At 67.2% G+C, this 18,968-nt stretch carries 17 protein-coding genes; all 17 read right to left on the minus strand.

Translation table 11 applies throughout. The features are described 5' to 3' along the window. Positions 1-3: 3 nt before the first annotated feature. From ACODS2_RS18390 to ACODS2_RS18470, 17 genes are read right to left on the minus strand one after another with little or no spacing between them, the layout of a single operon-like run. A complete protein-coding gene (locus ACODS2_RS18390; protein ID WP_489000122.1) occupies positions 4-1,005 on the minus strand; it encodes an adenosine deaminase in 1,002 nt (333 codons plus the stop codon). Beyond that, on the minus strand, positions 1,002-2,297 hold the full coding sequence (gene guaD / locus ACODS2_RS18395) for a guanine deaminase (protein WP_489000123.1): 1,296 nt from the start codon (positions 2,295-2,297) through the stop codon (positions 1,002-1,004). The genes ACODS2_RS18390 and guaD overlap by 4 nt, the downstream gene beginning before the upstream one ends. Next, positions 2,294-3,232 carry a xanthine dehydrogenase accessory protein XdhC gene (gene xdhC, locus ACODS2_RS18400; RefSeq protein WP_489000268.1) on the minus strand — a complete coding sequence of 313 codons (939 nt, stop codon included), beginning with the start codon at positions 3,230-3,232 and terminating at the stop codon, positions 2,294-2,296. The genes guaD and xdhC overlap by 4 nt, the downstream gene beginning before the upstream one ends. Beyond that, on the minus strand, positions 3,232-5,538 hold the full coding sequence (gene xdhB, locus ACODS2_RS18405) for a xanthine dehydrogenase molybdopterin binding subunit (RefSeq protein ID WP_489000124.1): 2,307 nt from the start codon (positions 5,536-5,538) through the stop codon (positions 3,232-3,234). Before xdhB ends, xdhC begins: the two co-directional genes overlap by 1 nt. After that, positions 5,538-6,959 (minus strand): xanthine dehydrogenase small subunit, encoded by a 1,422-nt coding sequence (gene xdhA, locus ACODS2_RS18410; protein ID WP_489000125.1) that lies wholly within the window; start codon positions 6,957-6,959, stop codon positions 5,538-5,540. The genes xdhB and xdhA overlap by 1 nt, the downstream gene beginning before the upstream one ends. A 3-nt stretch (positions 6,960-6,962) precedes the next feature. Beyond that, positions 6,963-7,292 (minus strand): hydroxyisourate hydrolase, encoded by a 330-nt coding sequence (gene uraH, locus ACODS2_RS18415; RefSeq protein WP_489000126.1) that lies wholly within the window; start codon positions 7,290-7,292, stop codon positions 6,963-6,965. Next, on the minus strand, positions 7,289-8,482 hold the full coding sequence (locus ACODS2_RS18420; protein WP_489000127.1) for a urate hydroxylase PuuD: 1,194 nt from the start codon (positions 8,480-8,482) through the stop codon (positions 7,289-7,291). The genes uraH and ACODS2_RS18420 overlap by 4 nt, the downstream gene beginning before the upstream one ends. Then, the gene (gene uraD, locus ACODS2_RS18425; protein WP_489000128.1) at positions 8,479-8,919 is read right to left on the minus strand and encodes a 2-oxo-4-hydroxy-4-carboxy-5-ureidoimidazoline decarboxylase; all 441 of its coding nucleotides are present in this window, start codon (positions 8,917-8,919) and stop codon (positions 8,479-8,481) included. Before uraD ends, ACODS2_RS18420 begins: the two co-directional genes overlap by 4 nt. Beyond that, positions 8,916-9,296: an oxalurate catabolism protein HpxZ gene (hpxZ, locus tag ACODS2_RS18430; RefSeq protein ID WP_489000129.1), complete on the minus strand. Its 381-nt coding sequence runs from the start codon at positions 9,294-9,296 to the stop codon at positions 8,916-8,918. The genes uraD and hpxZ overlap by 4 nt, the downstream gene beginning before the upstream one ends. Next, positions 9,293-10,180, minus strand: a complete 888-nt coding sequence (gene puuE / locus ACODS2_RS18435) for an allantoinase PuuE (RefSeq protein WP_489000130.1) — start codon at positions 10,178-10,180, stop codon at positions 9,293-9,295. Before puuE ends, hpxZ begins: the two co-directional genes overlap by 4 nt. Further along, positions 10,177-11,361, minus strand: a complete 1,185-nt coding sequence (locus ACODS2_RS18440; protein ID WP_489000269.1) for a pyridoxal-phosphate-dependent aminotransferase family protein — start codon at positions 11,359-11,361, stop codon at positions 10,177-10,179. The genes puuE and ACODS2_RS18440 overlap by 4 nt, the downstream gene beginning before the upstream one ends. A 43-nt stretch (positions 11,362-11,404) precedes the next feature. Continuing rightward, positions 11,405-12,637, minus strand: coding sequence for an allantoate amidohydrolase (locus tag ACODS2_RS18445; RefSeq protein WP_489000131.1), 1,233 nt, complete (start codon positions 12,635-12,637; stop codon positions 11,405-11,407). Further along, positions 12,631-14,214: a gamma-glutamyltransferase family protein gene (locus tag ACODS2_RS18450; protein WP_489000132.1), complete on the minus strand. Its 1,584-nt coding sequence runs from the start codon at positions 14,212-14,214 to the stop codon at positions 12,631-12,633. Before ACODS2_RS18450 ends, ACODS2_RS18445 begins: the two co-directional genes overlap by 7 nt. Continuing rightward, on the minus strand, positions 14,214-15,140 hold the full coding sequence (locus ACODS2_RS18455) for a 5'-methylthioadenosine/S-adenosylhomocysteine nucleosidase (protein ID WP_489000133.1): 927 nt from the start codon (positions 15,138-15,140) through the stop codon (positions 14,214-14,216). The genes ACODS2_RS18450 and ACODS2_RS18455 overlap by 1 nt, the downstream gene beginning before the upstream one ends. Next, the gene (locus ACODS2_RS18460) at positions 15,137-16,483 is read right to left on the minus strand and encodes an NCS2 family permease (RefSeq protein WP_298167738.1); all 1,347 of its coding nucleotides are present in this window, start codon (positions 16,481-16,483) and stop codon (positions 15,137-15,139) included. Before ACODS2_RS18460 ends, ACODS2_RS18455 begins: the two co-directional genes overlap by 4 nt. Next, positions 16,480-17,814, minus strand: coding sequence for an AtzE family amidohydrolase (locus tag ACODS2_RS18465; protein ID WP_489000134.1), 1,335 nt, complete (start codon positions 17,812-17,814; stop codon positions 16,480-16,482). Before ACODS2_RS18465 ends, ACODS2_RS18460 begins: the two co-directional genes overlap by 4 nt. Continuing rightward, positions 17,811-18,965, minus strand: coding sequence for a bile acid:sodium symporter family protein (locus tag ACODS2_RS18470; protein WP_489000135.1), 1,155 nt, complete (start codon positions 18,963-18,965; stop codon positions 17,811-17,813). The genes ACODS2_RS18465 and ACODS2_RS18470 overlap by 4 nt, the downstream gene beginning before the upstream one ends. Between the last annotated feature and the right edge of the window lie 3 nt (positions 18,966-18,968).

Consider the following 18,968-nt stretch of genomic DNA (forward strand, 5'->3'; position numbering starts at 1 on the left):
GTTTTATGCGCCTGCAACAGCGTCGATAGCCGCAAGGTGCCGCGCCACTGCGTCCGCCGGCAGGAACGAGCCGGTAAAGCTGTTCTTGGCGAGCTGCACCAGATCACCGCGCGAAAGCCCTCGCGCAGCCGCGACCGCGCGGTAGTTGTCGGCAATATAGCCGCCGAAATAGGCGGGATCGTCCGAATTGATCGTGGCCTTCAGCCCCGCCGCCAGCATTCGGTCGATCGGATGCGCTGCCAGATCGTCCACCACGCAGAGCTTGAGGTTGGAAAGCGGACAAACCGTCAGCGTCATCCCCTCAGCCGCGAGCCGCGCCATTAGTGCCGCATCTTCCAGCGCCCGGTTGCCATGGTCGATCCGGTCAACCCCCAGCACATCGAGCGCCTCATGGACGTATTGCGGAGGCCCCTCCTCGCCCGCATGCGCCGTCAGCCGCAGGCCCTTGGCCCGCGCCGCCGCAAACACCCGCGCGAACTTGCTCGGCGGATGCCCCACCTCGCTCGAATCCAGCCCTACCGCCGTGATCCTGTCGAGCCAAGGCTCCGCCATTGCAAGTGTCTCGAACGCCGCCTCCTCGCTCAAGTGCCGCAGGAAACTCATGATCAGCAGCGAAGTGATCCCCAGCCGCGCCTCCGCCTCTGCCATCCCTGTCAGCAGCCCCTCGATCACCGTGGCAAAGGCGATTCCCCGGTCGGTGTGCGTCTGCGGATCGAACATGATCTCGGCATGGACCACGCCGTCCGCCGCCGCGCGCTCGAAGTAGGCCATGGCGAGATCGCGAAAATCCGCCTCGGTCTGCAGCACACCCGCGCCTGCATAATAGATGTCGAGGAAGTCCTGCAGGTTGGAGAAGGCATAGGCCGCCCGCACCTCATCCACGCTGGCATAAGGAATGGCGATCCCGTTGCGCTCCGCCAGAGCAAACATCAGCTCGGGCTCAAGGCTCCCCTCGATGTGGAGATGCAGCTCGGCCTTGGGCAGGCTGGCGATGAAATCCTTCACTTGTGTCCTCCATCACGGTCCCACACGCAGCGCCCCAGCACATACGTCTGCCGCACGGCCCGATCATCGCCCAGTACCTGCAGCGCAAACAACCGCTCCGCCAGCGATGCCCCCGCCGTCCGCCGCGCCATCAACGGCGTTGCGGCATCATCAAGCACCACGAAATCCGCCTCCTGCCCCTCGGCCAGCATGCCTACTTCGTCCTCGATATGGAGCAGCCGCGCCGATCCGCCCGTTGCCAGCCACAAGGCGCGGAAGGGATCGAGCACATACCCACCCGGTAGCCCCGCCTGATAGGCGAGCCCGCCATTGTGGAGCAGCGAAAGCGAAGTCCCCGCCCCGATATCCGATCCCAGCCCCAGCCGAACCCCGTTCCGTTCGGCCTGCCCGAAATCGAACATACCCGAACCCAGGAAGAAGTTCGAACTCGGGCACACCGCGATCCCCGCGCCCGTCTCCGCCAGCCTTGCGCAAGACCGGTCCGGCAGATGCACCCCATGCGCAAACACCGAACGCTGTGTCACCAGTCCGAACCGGTCATAGGCATCGAGATAGTCCACCGCCTCGGTGAACCGCGCCGCCACTTCAGCAATCTCCGCGTGGTTCTCGGCCAGATGCGTGTGCAGCAGCACCCCCGGATGCGCGGCCAGCAATTCCCCCGCCACCGCCAGCTGAGCATCGCTAGACGTCAGCGCATAGCGCGGCGTTACCGCATAGCCCAGCCGCCCACGCCCATGCCACTTGGCAATCAGCGCCGCGCTCTCGGCCCGCGCTTCCTCCACTGTATCGCGCAGGCCCTCCGGCCCCAGATCCATCAGCACCTTGCCGCAGATCATGCGCAGCTCACGCGCCTCCGCCGCTGCAAAAAACGCTTCCACCGAAGCGGCATGCACAGTGGCAAACACGAGCGCGCTGGTCGTCCCATGGCGCAGCAACTCATCGAGGAACTCTTCCGCCACGCCCGCCGCGTGGGCCGGATCGGCAAAGGCCTTTTCAGCCGGAAAGATATGCTGCTCAAGCCAGTCGAGCAGCTGCGCCCCATGGCTCGCGATCCGGCCAAGCTGCGGATAATGGACATGCGCGTCAATGAGGCCGGGGACGATCAGCCCGTCCAGTTGCTCCACAGCAAGCCCCGGAAAGCGAGGGCTAACGACGTCAAAGGCCCCGCGCGCCACCACGCGCCCGGCTTCGACTACCAGCAGCCCGTCCGCCTCATACCGCACCGCCTCCGGCGCTTCCGCCGGATCGTGCGAAAGGCTCAGAAGTTCACCCCGAAAACCCTTGATACTCATGCCGCCACTGCCTGCACGGCCTGCGCTTGCGGCAATTGGAGCAGTTGCGCCAGCAGTGCCACCGCGATCACGTCGGGCTCCTTCCCCGTCACGCCGGGCAGGCCGATCGGGCAGGTCAGCCGCCCCCGCGCTTCCGCCGGAACCCCGTCCCGCTCCAGCCGCGAAAGGAACCGCGCCCGCTTGGTCTGCGATCCGATCAGCCCCGTAAACGCCAGCGGCGCGCGGCGCAGCGCCGCCAAAGTCAGCCTGTAATCGAGCGCATGGTCATGCGTCAGGATCACCAGCGCCGCCTCGCCAGGAGCCTCCGCCACGCATTGCTCAGCCACCGCCTCGGGCACCACCGTCACACCGGAAATCGACTCAAACACGGGCCGCGTATCGAACCACGCCAGCCGGATCGGCAGCCCGGCTGTATGCCGCGCAATCGCCTGTCCCACATGCCCCGCGCCAAACAGATAAAGCGGCCGCCGATAGCCCCCGATCACCTCGGCCAGGCGCGAACCCTCGCGCGGTTTGTCGCCCCGCGCGGCAAGCACCGCCGCCGGACCATCGCTCACGTGCCGCTCGATTCCACCGGCCCGCAGCACACTCACCAGCACGCGGCCCTCGCTCGCCCCGGCCAGCCAGCCAAGCGCATCGCGGTCCACATGCTCGACCAGCAGCCGCACCCGCCCACCGCAGCATTGGCCCAGCAGTGGCCCCAGCGGATAGTCCTGCACGCGCCACGTGCCCGGCGCACGCTCCAGCACGGCGCGCGCCTGCTCCACCGCGCGAAACTCCAGCGCCCCGCCGCCGATGGTGCCGGTGAGGCCGCCCGCCGTCACCAGCATCCGCGTCCCTGCCCCGCGCGGTGCAGAGCCTTCGGTTGCGAGCACGCTGACCATCGCGACCGGCCCCGCCGCCGCCAACCGCGCCAGATCGCCCAGCCACTCCATCACGCACGCATCCCGGCAATCGCGCGCAGCACCGCCTCAGGCGTCGCCGGCGCATTGAGCTTCGGCAGTTCGCGCACCTCGGGCGCCGTCGCGGCAATCGCCGCCGAAATCGCGCAGAATACCGAATTGGCCAGCATCAGCGGGGGCTCGCCGACGGCCTTGGAGCGGTGGATCGTCGGCTTCACGTTGTCCCCGTCCCACAAGTCGATCTGCATCCGCTTGGGCCGATCAGAAGCCGTGGGCACCTTATAGGTCGCGGGCGAATGATTCAGCAGCCGCCCCTTCGCGTCCCACTCCACCACTTCGGTCGTCAGCCAGCCCTGCCCCTGCACGAAACCGCCCTCGATCTGCCCCCGGTCGATCGCCGGGTTCAGCGAGCGCCCCACATCGTGCAGGATATCGACGGCCAGCACCTTGTGCTCACCCGTCAGCGTATCGACCACCACTTCGGAAACCGCGGCGCCATAGGCAAAGTAGTAGAACGGACGCCCCCGGTGCGCCGCCCGGTCGTATTCGATCTCGGGCGTCGCATAAAACCCGGTCGAGGACAGCGAAATCCGCCCCAGCCACGCCTTGCGCGCCGCCTCGGCAAACGAGAGCCTTGCCTCGCCCGCCACCACGCCCTCTGCCGTAAACCGCACTTCCTCCGCCGCGCAGCCAAACACCTGCGCCAGAAAGTCCGCCATGCGCGCCCGGATCGCCATGGCCGCGCGCCACGCCGCCATGCCGTTGAGATCCGCGCCAGAGGACGCCGCCGTCGCCGAAGTATTGGGCACCTTGTCCGTCCGCGTCGCAGTGATCCGCACTGTGTCCACGCCCACGCCGAACACATCCGCCACGATCTGCGCGATCTTGATGTGGAGGCCCTGCCCCATCTCGGTCCCGCCATGGTTCGCCTGGATCGAGCCATCAGAATAGACATGGACCAGCGCGCCGGCCTGGTTGAGGTGCGTCGTCGTGAAACTGATGCCGAACTTCACCGGCGTGAGCGCAATCCCCTTCTTGAGCACCGGGCTGGCCGCATTGAACGCCGCAATCGCTTCACGCCGCGCATCATAGCGCGACGTTTCCCGAAGCCGCGCAACCAGTTGCGGTGCAATGTTATCCTCGATTGTCATGCCATAAGGCGTCACATCGCGCGCCGGCCCATAGAGATTGCGCTGGCGCACCTCCAGTGGATCAAGCCCCAGCCGCGCCGCGACCGCATCGCAGACCCGCTCGATCGCCAGCATCCCCTGCGGCCCGCCAAAGCCTCGGAACGCCGTGGCCGAAACCGTATTTGTCTTCAAACGCTCCGAAACGATCTCCACCTCGGGCAGGAAATAGCAGTTGTCGGCGTGGAACATCGTCCGGTCGTTGATGCCCGGTGAGAGATCCATCGTCGCCCCGCAGCGCCCGCCAAAGCGCAGCTTCACGGCAGAAAGCCGCCCCTCGCCATCGTGGCCAACGTCATAGTTCACCTCGAAATCATGCCGCTTGCCAGTCACGATCATGTCGTCATCGCGGTCGCAACGGAACTTTGCTGGCCGCCCGGTGTGGTGCACCACCAGCGCGGCGGCGGCGGCAAACAGCGCGGCCTGGCTTTCCTTGCCGCCAAACGCCCCGCCCATACGCCGCACTTCCACGGTAACGTCAGCGCTGGCCTTGCCGAGCAGATGGGCCACCAGATGCTGCACCTCGCTGGGATGCTGGCTGGAGGAGACGACGTGGATCTGCCCGTCCTCCCCCGGCCGCGCGTGGGCTACCTGTCCCTCGAGATAGAAATGATCCTGCGCCCCGATCCGCAAGGAACCCGAAAGCCGATGCTCCGCCGCCGCCAGCGCCGCATCGGCATCGCCGCGCGCCATGCGCTGATCCGCCTCGATCCGCGAGCCCGCCGCGCGCGCCTGCTCCACAGTGATCGCAGGCTCCTGCGGCTCGTAGCTCACCTTGCCCTGCCGCGCCCCCTTGCGCGCCGCGAGGCGCGTTTCCGCCGCCACCAGAAACACCGGCTGGCCATGGCTCACCACTTCGCCATCGGCCAACACGCGGTCGTCATGCGCAATCGGGCCGACATTGTTTTCGCCGGGAATATCCGCCGCCGTGTAGACCGCCACCACCCCCGGAAACGCGCGCACGGCATCGAGCTCCATGCCCACGATCCGCGCCCGCGCCTCGCTCGAAAGCCCGAAGGCGAGATGGAGCGTGCCCGGCAGTTCCGGCTCATCATCAACGTAGCGCGCCAGCCCAGCCACATGCAGATGCGCGCTATCGTGCGGAAGCGCCGGCATCGCGGCTTCTGGCCAGAGCGGATTGCTGTCCGCCATCAGCAGGCCTCCACATCCAACACGGAAACAGCCACGCCCTGCTCGCGGTGCCACAACCGCCACAGCAGCGCGGAGGCCACCTCGATCCGATAGGCCGCGCTGCCACGCACATCGGAAAGCGGGCTGAAATCAGCCTTGAGCGCCTCAGCCGCCGCCGCAATCGCTGCCTCGCTGAACGGCTTGCCCACTAGCGCCGCCTCGCACCCCGCCGCTCGCCGCGGTGTCGCCGCCATGCCGCCATAGGCCACCCGCGCGGCGGTGATCGTTCCCGCCTCCACAGTCAGCGCAAAGGCCCCCAAAACCGCCGAGATATCACTATCAAACCGCCGCGAAAGCTTGGAAACATGTACTACAATTCCCGCCCCCAGACGCGGGACGAAGACGCTCTCGACAAATTCGCCCGGCCGCCGGTCCTGCTTCCCATAATCGAGGAAAAAGGCCTCCAGCGGCATCGTCCGCCGCCCCGCCGCTGACCGCAGCGTCAGCTCCGCCCCCAGCGCAATCAACGCTGGCGGACCATCCCCGATCGGCGAACCATTGGCGATATTCCCGCACACCGTTGCCGAGGAGCGCACCTGCAGCCCCCCGATGCGCCGCACCAGCTCGCCCAGATCCGGATGCAGCCGCGCCAGCGCCCCATGCGCCTCGGCATAACGCACGCCCGCGCCCAGCCGAACGCCCTCCGCCGTCTCCTCGATGGCCTTGAGGTCTGCCACATCGCCGATGAACACCAGCGTATCCAGATCGCGCAGCCCCTTGGTCACCCACAGACCCACATCGGTCGCCCCGGCCACGATCCGCGCCTGCGGATACGCCGCCAGCACTTCGACCAGCTCGTCCGAACTACGCGGCACAAACCACTGCCGTCCTTCGAAACTCCCGCTCGCCATCGCATGGCCCGCAAGCTCGGAAAGCCCCGCCAGCACCGCGCTGTCGTTCTGCGCCAGCCTTGGCACCGTCTCCCCGGCTTCAAGGATCGGCCCATACCCGGTGCAGCGACACAAGTTCCCGGCAATCGCGTCCGCCACCGGCAGTTCGCTGCCCAGCGCGCCGATGGCCCGCCCATGGAGCGACATCACGAACCCCGGCGTGCAGAACCCGCATTGCGAGCTGCCATTGGCTGCCATGCACGCCTGCAACGGGTTGAGCTTGCCCCCCGGCGCGAGGCTCTCCACCGTCATCACCGCCTTGCCGTGCACCATTGGCAGAAACAGGATGCAGGCATTCACCGCGCGCCATTGCACCGCAGCGCCAACCGCCTCGCCCACCAACACTGTGCAGGCCCCGCAGTCCCCTTCCGCGCAGCCTTCCTTGGTCCCAGTCCGCCGCAGCGGCCCGCGCAAGGTCTCCAGCAGCGTGGCCGTAGGATCGGGCTCCGCCAGTTCGACCACCGAGCCATCGAGGAGGAAGCGCACCCCCACTGCTCAGCTCCCCCGATAAGTCGAATAGGCGTAAGGCGAGACGAGCAGCGGCACATGGTAGTGCCCATCCTCAGAAACGCCGAAGGCTAGCCGCACATCGCCCAGGAACGGCGGATCGGGCAGCGCCACGCCCTCGGCCGTGAAATACTCCGCCACCGCAAAGGTCAGCGCGTAACGCCCAGGCACCAGCTCAGGCAGGCCGGGACAGCGCCCGTCTGCATTCGTCTCACCCGCAAACAACGCCTCGCCGCCCGCATCCTCGAGCCACAGCTGCATGCCCGCCGCGGGCTTGCCGTGCATGGTATCGAGCACATGGGTCGAAAGCGTGGTCATTGCGGTGCTCCTGCATCGATCCACCGGCCCAGCGCATCACGCTCGGCGCGGGTCATTCCGGTCGTGTTGCCAAGCGGCATGATCTCGGCATCGACCGCGACCTTCTTCACCCGCGCGGCGAACATCCGCGCATGCGCATGATTATCGAGCATCACGCCCAGCGGAGGCGCGGTGACGAGATCGCTGGTCGGTTTCTCGGCATGGCAGGTCGTGCAGTGCTTCGCGAAGATCGGCTGTACGCTCGCCCACTCAACTGGCCCCGCAGCTGCCGTCTCGGCGCGTGCCGGGAGCGTCGCCTTCTCCGCCGAAACATAAGTCACGCTCACCAGCGCCAGCACAGCAGCCACCGCCATCGCGCGGCCCATTGGCTGGCCCCGATGCCGCAAATTGAACACATGCCGCACTGCCACGCCCGTCAGCCCCAGCAGCGCCAGCACCAGCCAGGGCCGCGCGGCGCCGAAGGTCATCGCGTAGTGGTGGCTGATCATCACGAACAGCACCGGCAAGGTCATGTAGTTGTTGTGCAGCGAACGGCTCTTCGCCGCCTTGCCCAGCGCCGGATCGGGCACTTCCCCCGCTACCAGCGCCGCCACCACCTTGCGCTGGTTCGGGATGATCACGAAGAACACGTTGCCGACCATCGCCGTGCCGATGATCGCCCCCACATGCAAATAGGCCCCGCGCGCGCTGAAGATCTGGCAGAGCCCCCAAGCCGCCGCGACCAGCACGGCATACCAGGCCGCGCCCAGCATCCGATCATCGCGCCCCAGCGGTGAACGGCACAAGCCATCATAGACCAGCCACCCGCCCACCAGCGCCGCCGCCCCGATGCCAGAGGCCTGCAGCGGGGTCAGCGCCGCCTTGGCCGGATCGATCAGAAAGCTCGCCGCCCCCACCCAGTAGATCAGCGCCAGCAGCAGGAAGCCCGTCACCCAGGTGGTATAGGCTTCCCATTTGAACCAATGCAGGTCCTCGGGCATCTGGCTCGGCGCGACCTGATACTTCTGCTTGTGGTAAAACCCGCCGCCGTGGACCGACCAGACCTCGCCCGAAGCCTCGCCTGATTTCGGCGGCACCAGATGGTTGTCGAGCCACACGAAATAGAACGAGGAGCCGATCCACGCGATGCCCGCGGTCAGGTGGAACCAGCGGATCGCAAGGTTCAGCCATTCGGCCCAGTCGATGCTCATCGTGCATCCTCCAGCCGGAGCCGCACGATCTCGCCGATCTGCGCAATCGCCGTGGCGATCTCGGTATCCGGATCATGCGCCAGCCGCGCCTCCATCGCCGCGAGAATGCCGGCCTTGTCGGTCAGCCGCACACAGATGATGAAGGGAAAACCGAAGCGCTCGCGGTATGCCGCGTTGAGCGCATGGAACCGCGCAAACTCTTCTGCACTCAGCCGATCAAGCCCTGCGCTGGCCTGCTCCGCCGCCGATGCCTCGGTCAGCGTCCGGTCAATCGCCGCCTTGCCCGCCAATTCCGGATGCGCACGGATCAGCGCCAGTTGCTCCTCAGGGCTCGCCGCATGGACCACCGCCATAAGGTCCGCATGGCGATCCCCGCTCGAAGGCGCCGCATCTGCACGTGCCTCGACCCAGGGGCTATGCTCGAACAACGCGGTCACGAGGTCGCCCCCTCAAGGCTGACATGCGCGGAAACGACCTTCCACCCGGCGGCAAACTTCACCCAGCTCTGGCTCTGCCGCCCGCGCCGCTCGCTGCCTTCGCGGAAAAACTCGGCATCCGCTGTGGCGAAACCGTCGCCGTAAACGGTGATCGCCACGTGCCCCAACCGCCGCTGCGGCGAACCGCCGCGCTCTTTGCGAAATTCGCGGATCGCCTCGATGCCCCACAGCACCTCACCCACGCCAAAGCGGTTGGTCGTAGGCGCATCATGAAACAGCGCATCCATCGCGGGCAGATCATCCGCCATCAGCGCGCGTTCGTACTCGGCGAAGGCTGCCGTCACTTCGGCCAGCAGCGCGGGATCGTTCACCCTCATGCGGGATGCTCCGTCAGCCAGTGCCGCGCGATTTCCACGCGCCGCGCGATCCACGCGTCCCCGCTCGCCAGCACATGATCGACAAACCGCGCCACCGCCCGCGCCCGCCCCGGACGGCCAGCAATCCGGCCATGGAGGCCCACGGACATCATCCGCCCGCCTTCCTCGCGCAGCTGCTCAAAGGTATCGTGCAAGTACCTGAAAAACTGCTCGCCCTCGGTAAAGCCATTGAGCGACACGATCTTCATATCGTTGGCATCGAGCGAGTAAGGCACGATCATCTGCGGCTTCCCATGCCGCCTGTCCCAATAGGGCAGATCATCGGCATAGCTGTCCGCGTCATAGAGAAAGCCGCCTTCCTCAGCCACGAGCCGCGCCGTGTTGGGAGAGGTGCGCCCCTGATACCAGCCGAGCGGCCGCGCCCCGGTCAGCTCGGTATGCAATGCAATCGCCTTGGCGATATGCTCGCGCTCAACCGCTTCGGGCACATACTGGTAATCGATCCAGCGATAGCCGTGGCTTGCGATCTCCCACTCGGCCTTGAGCATGGCCTCCACTGCTGCCGGATTGGCCGCCATGGCCGCCGCCACGCCGAACACCGTCACCGGCACACCCCGCTCAGTGAATAGCCGGTGCAGCCGCCAGAACCCGGCGCGGCTCCCGTATTCGTAGAGGCTCTCCATCGCCATCGCCCGCGCCGGATGGCTCGCCGCGCCCACCATGTCCGAAAGGAACGCTTCCGAACCCTTGTCGCCATTAAGGACCGAGTTCTCCGCGCCCTCCTCGTAGTTGATCACGAACTGCACGGCCACGCGCGCGCCACCCGGCCAGCGGGCCTCGGGCGGCGATGCGCCATAGCCAACCAGATCGCGCGGGCTGGTCATGCCGCTTCCCACGCTGCCAGCGCCGCCGGCACCGCCGCGCCAAGCGGAACCGCATGTCCCGCCGCCGTCAGACACGCCTCCAGCGCGCCCAGCGTCAGCAGCACCTTGTGTTTCATCGCATTGTAACCCATCGCGCCCAGCCGCCAGATCCTGCCTTGCAGCGGCCCAAAGGCGGTGCCGATCTCGATCTCGAAGTGCGCGCGCATCGCGGTGCGGATCGTCTCGCCGTCCACGCCTTCGGGGATGTACACGCCCGTCACGTTGGTCATCCGGTGCGCGTCATCGCCAAACACCGTGAGCCTCATCGCCCGCACGCCCGCCGTCATCGCCGCACCTGCCTTGCGGTGCCGGGCAAAGCGCATGTCCAGCCCCTCACCCAGCGCCACCCGCGCACATTCGCGCGCGGCATAGAGCATCGAGGTCGCCTCGGTATGGTGGTTGAGCCGCTTCTCCGACCAGTAGTCCATGATCATCGCAAGATCGAAGTAGTTGGAGGGAATGCGCGGGCCCACGCCATCGCTTATATCCGCGCGGCGGATGCCCTGCTCGACATGCCTCCGCGCAAAGATGCGCTCCGCCGCCCGGTCCGAAATTGTGATCGGCGCGCTGCCCGAAGGCCCGCCGAGGCACTTCTGCAGGCCCGCGGTCACCACATCGACACCCCACCGGTCCGCCGCGATCTCCATCCCGCCCAAGGTCGCGCAGGCATCGACATAGGCATACGCGCCTGCCGCTTTGCACAGCGCCCCCAGCCCTTCGAGGGGCTGCGCCATCGTCGTCGAAGTATCGCCGTGCACCGTCGCCACCACCTTGGGGCCGTAGCGTTCGATGGCTTCCGCAATGGCCTCCATCGGCACGACTTCACCCCAGGGCGCGCTCACCGTCTCGATCTTCGCGCCGATGCGCCCAAGGATCTCCGTCAGCAGCAGCCCGAAGCGCCCGAAATTGACCACAAGCACCGTATCGCCCGGCTCCACGAGGCTCACCAGCGAAGCCTCGATTGCCGCCCTCGCGGTGCCATCGATCAGCATGGTCCACTGGTTCTGCGTGCCGAACACCGGGCGATAAAGCGCCATGACCTGATTCATGAACCCGGTCATTTCCGGATCGAACTGGCCGAGCAGGTCCGCCGCCATCGCGCGAAGCACGCGCGGGTGGGCATTGACCGGCCCCGGCCCCATCAGCAGACGCTGCGGCGGATCGATCTCGCCGAACAAGGTGGGATCAAGCGGGTTCAAGTTTCGCTCCCAATCTCTTGATAAAGCCGGACATCACCTTCAGCGCCGCTTCGGCGTCCGCAGGCTCGACATATTCGGCCGGGTTGTGGCTAACGCCGCCGCGGCAGCGCAGAAACAGCATGGCGGTGGGGCAGAGCGCGGCCATGATCATGGCATCGTGCCCTGCGCCAGAAACGAGGCGGAACGGCCTCTGCCCCGCCACCACGGTGGCTTCTTCAAGCAGGTCCATCAGCGCCGGATCACAGGGGCTTGCTGGCAAGTCATGCACCTGCCGCACTGAAAGGCCGAGGTCGCGCCGTTCGGCAATGTCGCGGAACCGGCGCAGAACCTCATCGGCTGCCCGGTCGCGCACGCCCGCATCGCCAGCGCGCACATCGAGCGTGAACCGGCTGCGCCCCGCAATCACATTGGCCGCGCCCGAAGGCACCTCGACCACGCCCACCGTAGCGACAAGATCGGGCGGCCCGGCCGTCGCCACAGCTTCGGCGGCCAGCACCATCTCGGCCATCCCCGCCACCGCATCGCGGCGCAGGCCCATTGCGGTCGTCCCGGCATGGCCGGCAGTCCCCGAAAGCCCGATCTCGAAGCGCAGCTGCGCCGCAATCCCGGTCACCGTGCCCAGCGCCAGCCCTTCGGCCTCCAGCACCGGCCCCTGCTCGATATGCGCTTCCAGATAGGCCAGCACCTCACCCGGCGCGCGCGCCGCCGAAGGATAAGCCGCCAGATTAACGATATCGCCCAGCCGCACGCCTTCGCGGTCCGTCACATCCAGCGCCGCCGGATCGAGCGTGCCCGCCACCGCGCGGCTGGTCAGCATCGCGGCGGGAAAGCGGCTGCCTTCCTCGTCGCCAAAGGCGTAGATTTCGACCGCGAAGGGCAGTTGCGTACCGCTTGAGGAAAGCGCCGCAACCGCTTCAATTCCCAGCATGATCCCGAGCGGGCCGTCATATGCCCCGGCATTGCGTACGCTGTCGATATGGCTGCCGATCACCAGCGCCGGAGCATCCGCCACGCGGCCCTCGTAGCGCCCGATCAGGTTTGCGGCGGCATCGCGGCGGACGGTCATTCCGGCCTCAGCCATCCATCCGGCAACCCGCTCCTGCGTCGCGCCGTAGGCGGGCGAAAGATACGTGCGCGTCAACCCCTCGGCGCTGTCGCTATAGGGCGCCAGCGCCAGCGCCTCACAGCGCGCGACGGCTCTGTAGCCGCCGGTTACCATGCCTTTACCCCGCCATCGCTGCGCGGATCGCTCGCCCCATCGAGCCGCCCGTCCGCATGGCGCACAATTGCCCCGGCGTGGCCCATCGTCGCTGTCAGCGGCCCAACGCGCTCAACCGCATGCCCCGCCGCTTCCAACGCCGCGTAGAGGTCCGGCGCAAAGCCGTCCTCCAGCTTGAGCGTTGTCGATTGATCCCCCCAGGTCCGCCCGAGCAGCCAGCGCGGCGCGCTGATTGCCGCCTGCAAGTCCGCCCCGAACCGCGCGTAGCGGGTAAACAGCGCCGCCTGCGTCTGCGGCTGCCCCTCGCCGCCCATCGTGCCATAGGCCATTACCCGCCCGTCATCGAAACGCGCGAGCGCCGGATTGAGCGTGTGGAACGGCTTGCGATAGGGTTTCAGCGCATTCCAGCCATGTTCCGCGAGCAGGAAGCTGCTCCCCCGGTTCTGCCAGGTAATCCCGGTCTTCGGCAGCACGAGGCCCGAACCGAACTCGAAATAGGTCGACTGGATCGCGCTGACCACGCGTCCCTCGCCGTCCGCCGCGCCGAACCAACAGGTATCGCCCCACTGCGGCGGCTGCGGCCACGCCAGCGCCCCTGCCGGATCGATCTTCGCCGCCAGCGCATCGAGCGCCGCCGCATCATCGAGCAGCCCCTGAAAATCGAACCCGGTAAAGGCCGGATCGCCCACGTGCCGATCGCGCAGCAGGAATGCCTGCTTCGTCGCCTCGACCAGCCCATGGACATGGTCAAATCCGTCCGCCGCGCTGGCTTCCAAACGATCGAACAGCGCCAGAATCAGGAGCGAGGCAAAGCCTTGCGTCGGCGGCGCGCTGTTCCAGAGCTGCGCATCCCTGATCCGCGTCGTCAGCGGCTCGGTCCGCGTCGCCGCATGGGCTGCCAGATCGGCTGCTGAAACCGGGCTGCCCAGCGCCTCCAGATCCGCCGCGATGTCCTCTGCCAACGGACCGCTGTAGAAGCTTTCCAGCCCATCCTCGCATAGCCGCCGCAAGGTTTCCGCCAGCACCGGCTGGCGCAGCGCGTCGCCTGCCTGCAAGGGTCGCCCTTCCGGCTCGAAGGTCGCCGCATAGGCCCCCGGCTGCGCGCGCAGTTCCGGCCCCTTGGCAGCAGCAATCGCCGCGTGCCCCGCCGTCACCGCCACGCCTGCCTTGGCGTGGCCGATCGCATCACGCAGCAACCGCTCCAGCGGAAGCGAACCGCCCGCTGATCCCAGCGCCGCCGCCCAGCCGGAAATCGTCCCCGCCACCGTGTTCGCCGCCAGCGGCCCGCGAAACGGCACCGCGTCCAGCCCGGCATACATCTCGAGCGAAACCGCCCCCGCCGCCCCGCCGCAGCCATGGATACCATGCACCGCGCCGTCCGGCTCGTGGATCACCCAGAACCCGTCGCCGCCGATCCCGGTCATATGCGGATAGACCACCGCCAGGCACGCCGCGACCGCAACGGTCGCTTCCACCGCATTGCCGCCATCCTGCAGCACGGACAGCCCCGCCTCCGCCGCCAACCAATGCGGCGCGGTGATCATGCCCTGACGACCAGAGACGGTTGTGAGCGCCATCAATCCGCCAGCGCCGCTACAAACGCGCGCACGACATGCGCCGAATTGGCCGAGGCGAGATGCTCGAAGGTGTACTCCATGTTCTTGTGCTGGTCCCCGCCCGCAAGGTCGGAGAGGCTGCGGAACACGATCGCCGGCACGCCATTGCTCATCGCCACCTGCATCACCGCGGCGCTTTCCATATCGAGCACCCGCGCTTTCCACGCGCGCTGGAGGTAGATGCGGAACGCGGCATTGTCGGCATAGATGCCCGCCGTCACCCCCGTCCCACCGACCTGAATCTTGGGCATGCGCGGCAGGCACAGCGCCGAGCCGGGGCGCATCTTGTCAGATGGCGGCACGCAGCGCTCCAGCGTGATCGTGGGCACCACCTTCTTCGCTAGGGCGAGCAGTTCGGCATCCACCGGAATCCGATAGACCCGCTGCATCTTCGCGTCCTTGCTGGTGATCAGCGTCCCGCGCGGGAAGATGAAGTTCCAGTTTGCAGGCGATTCCGGGTGGCCCTCATCGGGCGGCATCCAGCCCTTCTTGGTCTTGCGCGCAAAAGACCCTTCGAGATATTGCCCCCAGTTCTCCGGCACCACCACATCGCCGATGGACAGCGCCGGATCGACTCCGCCCGCTATCCCCGAAAACACGATCCGCTTCACATTGAACCGGTCGAGCACGATTTGCGTGCTCATCGCCGCGTTCACCACGCTGACCCCGCTCTGCATCAGCACGACCGGCTTGCCTTCCAGCGTGCCGGTCAGGAAAGAGCTGCCGTTAATCGTGTGCTCCTTGGCATCCTTGATCGTGGGCACGAGCGAATGCCACTCGGGATAAAACGCAGTCATCACCACTGTGCGCGGGGTGTCATCCAGCTTTTGGGCAAAAGCGGGCGCCGCCAACAGCGTGGCGAAAACCAGAAGAATCAGACGGATCATGCTGCAGCCATCCAGACAAAGCGCGCCACGAACAGCGCGGCGAGCGTGTAGAGAAACCAGTCCTTCGTGCTCGCCTGCCCTTTGAGCAGCTTGAGCAAGGCATGCGCGGTGATGCCGAAGGCGAGGCCATTGGCGATCGAGAACGTCAGCGGGATCATCGCCACCGTCAGGAAAGCCGGGATCGCCGCCATCGGGTCCTCCCAGTCCACCTCGGTCAGCGGCAGCAGCATCAGCCCGCCGACCACGACGAGCGCGGGCGCGGTCGCCGCCAGCGGCACGAGCTGCGCATAAGGCGCAACGAACATGGTCGCGAAGAACAGCAGCCCGCAGACCACCGCTGTCAGCCCCGTGCGCCCGCCCGCCTGCACGCCCGCTGCGCTCTCGACATAGCTCGTTACCGTCGATGTGCCCGCCACCGCGCCCACCATGGTCGCCACGGCATCGGTCATCAGGATGCGGTTGAGGCCCGGGATCTTGCCCGCCGCATCCATCAGCCCCGCGCGCTTGGTCACCGCCACCAAGGTGCCGATATTGTCGAACAGATCGACGAAGAGGAACACGAACAGGATCTCGAGCAGCCCCAGCCCTGCCTTGCCGGAAAGGCCGAACACGCCCGGAATGTCGAGCTTGAACGCGGTGCCCGTCAGCGCCGCAAGGCTATAGGGTTCGGTCGGCGCATGGACCTGCCCCATGACCCAGCCCGCCAGCGTCGTCAGCACGATCCCGATAAGCATGGCGGCGCGCACGTTCCACACACTCAGCGTGCCGATGATCACAAGTCCGAACAGCGCCAGCGCCGGCCCCGGCTGCGTCACGCTGCCCAGCGCCACGAAGGTCGCCGGATTGGCGACAACGATGCCCGCATCCTTCAGCCCGATAAAGCCGATAAACAGGCCGATGCCCCCCGCCACCGCCGCAAACAGATGCTGCGGGATGACCGAGACGATCAGCTGCCGCACCCCCGTCAGCGTCAGGATCAGGAACGCCACGCCCGAAATGAACACGCAGCCCAGCGCGATGGGCCAGGGCACGCCCATCTGCTGCACCACGGTAAAGCTGAAATAGGCGTTGAGCCCCATGCCCGGCGCCAGCGCCAGCGGCGTGTTAGCCACCATGCCCATCAGGATCGAGGCAAAGGCTGCGGCAAAGCACGTCGCCGCCGCCACCGAAGCCACCGGCAGCCCCGCCTGCCCCAGGATCGCCGGATTGACGAGCACGATATAGGCCATGGTGAGAAACGTGGTGAAGCCCGCCAGCACTTCGGTGCGCACATCGGTGCCGCGCGCACTCAGCTGGAACTGGCGCTCGAGCATCCCCTGCTCGGCTGCCACTGCATCGCTCATGTCATTTCCCCCGCAAATGCGCTTTCCGGCATGGTCACGCCGGTCAAATCCCTGTCTTCAAGCTCCGCCGCCAGCCGCAGCAGCGCGCCCTCGCCGCCCCGCTTGCCGATCAGTTGCAGCCCCAGCGGCAGCATCCCCGGCCGCTTGATCGGCACCGCCAGCACCGGCAGCGCGGTGAAGGTGATCGGCTGCGTATGGATGCCAAGGTTAGCCCGCGCCGGGCTCGGTTCGCCGTCGATCAGGATCACCGGATCATCAATCAGCGGCGCAGCGCAGGGCGCGGATGGCGCCAGCAGAACATCGTAGCTTGCAGCAAGCGCCTCGATCCGCGCGACATATTCGGCGCGAAACGCCAGCGCTCGTTCGTAAAGCGCATCCGGCAGCAAGGCTCCCGCGATCAGCCGGTCGCGCACCGCGGGATCGTATGTAAAAGGATCGGCGGCCAGCGCATCCCGGTGCAGCCGCCCGCCCTCAAAAGCCGTAATGACAAAGGCCGCGCTGCGCGCCCGCGCCACATCGGGAAGTTCGATCAATGGCGCGTCCGGTGCAATCGCATCGATGGCGGCGAGTTGCACCGGATCGGTATTCTCACGAAACCGCCCGCCCAGCCGCGCGATCCTCGGCACCGTGGCAGACGGCGAAACCGCACTGCCCCGCAGCGCCGCCCAGACTAGCGCCAAGTCCTCAAGGCTCGCGGCAAATGGCCCGATCTCGTCAAAGCTCTCGGCAAACGGGAACGTCCCCTCAAGCGGCAGATCACCCCGCGCGGGCCTCAGGCCATAGAGCCCGCAGAGGCTCGCGGGCACGCGCACCGATCCATTGGTGTCCGATCCCAGCGCCAGCGGAACCAGCCCCGCCGCCACCGCCGCCGCCGATCCGCCCGAGGAGCCGCCAGCCAGCCGCGCCGGATCATGCGGATTGCGCGTGGTGCCATAGTCCGCGTTCACCGTGGCAAAGCCATAGGCGAAGGCATCCATATTGAGCGTCGCACACAGCACCGCGCCTGCTGCGTTCAGCCTGCGGATCGCCTCGGCATCCGCGCTCGCCGCAGGGCCTTTGGCGCGCGCCGCAGAGCCCGCCGTCGTCGGCAGGCCCGCCACGTCGAACAAGTCCTTCACCGCAAAGGGCACGCCGGCCAGCGGCCCCGGATCCCCGCCGCGCGCGATCCGGGCATCAACCGCCGCCGCCTCGGCCATGGCACGTTCGGCCAGCACCCGCGTCACTGCGACATGCCGGTCCGCTTTCAGGGCATCGAGCGCAAGCGAAGTTACCGATACCGCGCTCTCGCGCGCCGCGCGCACGGCGGCAGCAATGTCGCTTGCCGTCCTCACGCTCCGCCCTCGCCCAGCGCAACGCGCGCATGCTGCGTCAGCAAGGCGAGGTTGCTGCTAACCCCCGCGCGGCACTCCTCCGGCACCGGCAGGCCGATCTCCCCTGCACGCGCCAACATCGCGGCCTCGTCCTGCGGCGGCAGCACGGCGGCCGCCGCGGCGGCGGCCAGCGCCTCGCCCTCACGCCGCCAGCGCCCCGCCAGCCAGGCGCAGACGAAAAGCTGCAACTGGTGGAAGACCATCAGTGGCAAAATCACGATGCCGACTTGCGCCGGGGCAAACAGCGCCCCCGCCATCGGCACGCCCGAAACAAGGCTCTTCTTCGAACCGCAAAACAGCAGCACGATAGTATCCTCGCGGCTGAAGCCTACCGCACGCGCAACCACACCGTTCACCGCGATCACGATGGCCAGCATCGCCGCCGAGGCGGCCAGCAGCACCGCCAGATCAAACAGCCCGACGCGCAGCCACACCCCATTCACCACCGCCGCGCTGAACGCCGAATAGACCACCAGCAGCACAGATGACCGGTCAACCGGCTGCAGCAGCTTCTTGTGCGTATCCACCCACTTGCCGATCACCGGCCGCAGCAAGTGCCCCACCACAAACGGCAGCAGCAGCTGCGTGGCGATCTTTTGCGCCGAACCGAGGCCGTCCATACTGCCGCCGGAGCCGCCATTCGAATGGATGAACACCGTCACCAGCAGCGGGGTCAGCACCACCCCGATCAGATTGGAAAGCGAAGCGCTGCACACCGCCGCCGCCACATTGCCGCCCGCCATCGCAGTCATCGCGATCGAGCTCTGCACGGTCGAGGGCAGCAGCGCGAGGAACAGCAGCCCCATCGCCAAAGTCGGGTCGATCAGCCGCCCCGTCACCGCCTGCGCCGCCAGACCCAGCACTGGAAACAGCACGAACGTGAAGGCCAGCGTCATCAGGTGCAGGCGCCAGTGCCCGACCCCCGCCAGCACCGCCTCGCGCGAAAGCTTGGCGCCGTGGAGGAAGAACAGCAGCACGATGGCGGCATTCGCAGCCCAGTTGAACCCCGTCAGCACCGCGCCGCGCGCCGGCAGCACGCTCGCCGCCACGACGCAGCCCACCAGCCACATCAGGAACGGATCGACCGTGGGAAGTTTGATGCGCGCTGCCATGGT

It is taken from the genome of Novosphingobium sp. FG137 (genome assembly GCF_057809735.1).

Excerpts from the sequence above, each read along its gene's own strand:
- xdhC (WP_489000268.1), bottom strand. The coding sequence starts at position 3,232 with ATGGAGTGGCTGGGCGATCTGGCGCGGTTGGCGGCGGCGGGGCCGGTC.
- ACODS2_RS18460 (WP_298167738.1), bottom strand. The coding sequence starts at position 16,483 with ATGAGCGATGCAGTGGCAGCCGAGCAGGGGATGCTCGAGCGCCAGTTC.
- ACODS2_RS18455 (WP_489000133.1), bottom strand. The coding sequence starts at position 15,140 with ATGATCCGTCTGATTCTTCTGGTTTTCGCCACGCTGTTGGCGGCGCCC.
- ACODS2_RS18445 (WP_489000131.1), bottom strand. The coding sequence starts at position 12,637 with ATGGTAACCGGCGGCTACAGAGCCGTCGCGCGCTGTGAGGCGCTGGCG.
- ACODS2_RS18420 (WP_489000127.1), bottom strand. The coding sequence starts at position 8,482 with ATGAGCATCGACTGGGCCGAATGGCTGAACCTTGCGATCCGCTGGTTC.
- ACODS2_RS18440 (WP_489000269.1), bottom strand. The coding sequence starts at position 11,361 with ATGGGGCCGGGGCCGGTCAATGCCCACCCGCGCGTGCTTCGCGCGATG.
- puuE (WP_489000130.1), bottom strand. The coding sequence starts at position 10,180 with ATGACCAGCCCGCGCGATCTGGTTGGCTATGGCGCATCGCCGCCCGAG.
- guaD (WP_489000123.1), bottom strand. The coding sequence starts at position 2,297 with ATGAGTATCAAGGGTTTTCGGGGTGAACTTCTGAGCCTTTCGCACGAT.
- uraH (WP_489000126.1), bottom strand. The coding sequence starts at position 7,292 with ATGACCACGCTTTCGACCCATGTGCTCGATACCATGCACGGCAAGCCC.
- hpxZ (WP_489000129.1), bottom strand. The coding sequence starts at position 9,296 with ATGAGGGTGAACGATCCCGCGCTGCTGGCCGAAGTGACGGCAGCCTTC.
- ACODS2_RS18450 (WP_489000132.1), bottom strand. The coding sequence starts at position 14,214 with ATGGCGCTCACAACCGTCTCTGGTCGTCAGGGCATGATCACCGCGCCG.
- ACODS2_RS18470 (WP_489000135.1), bottom strand. The coding sequence starts at position 18,965 with ATGGCAGCGCGCATCAAACTTCCCACGGTCGATCCGTTCCTGATGTGG.
- xdhB (WP_489000124.1), bottom strand. The coding sequence starts at position 5,538 with ATGGCGGACAGCAATCCGCTCTGGCCAGAAGCCGCGATGCCGGCGCTT.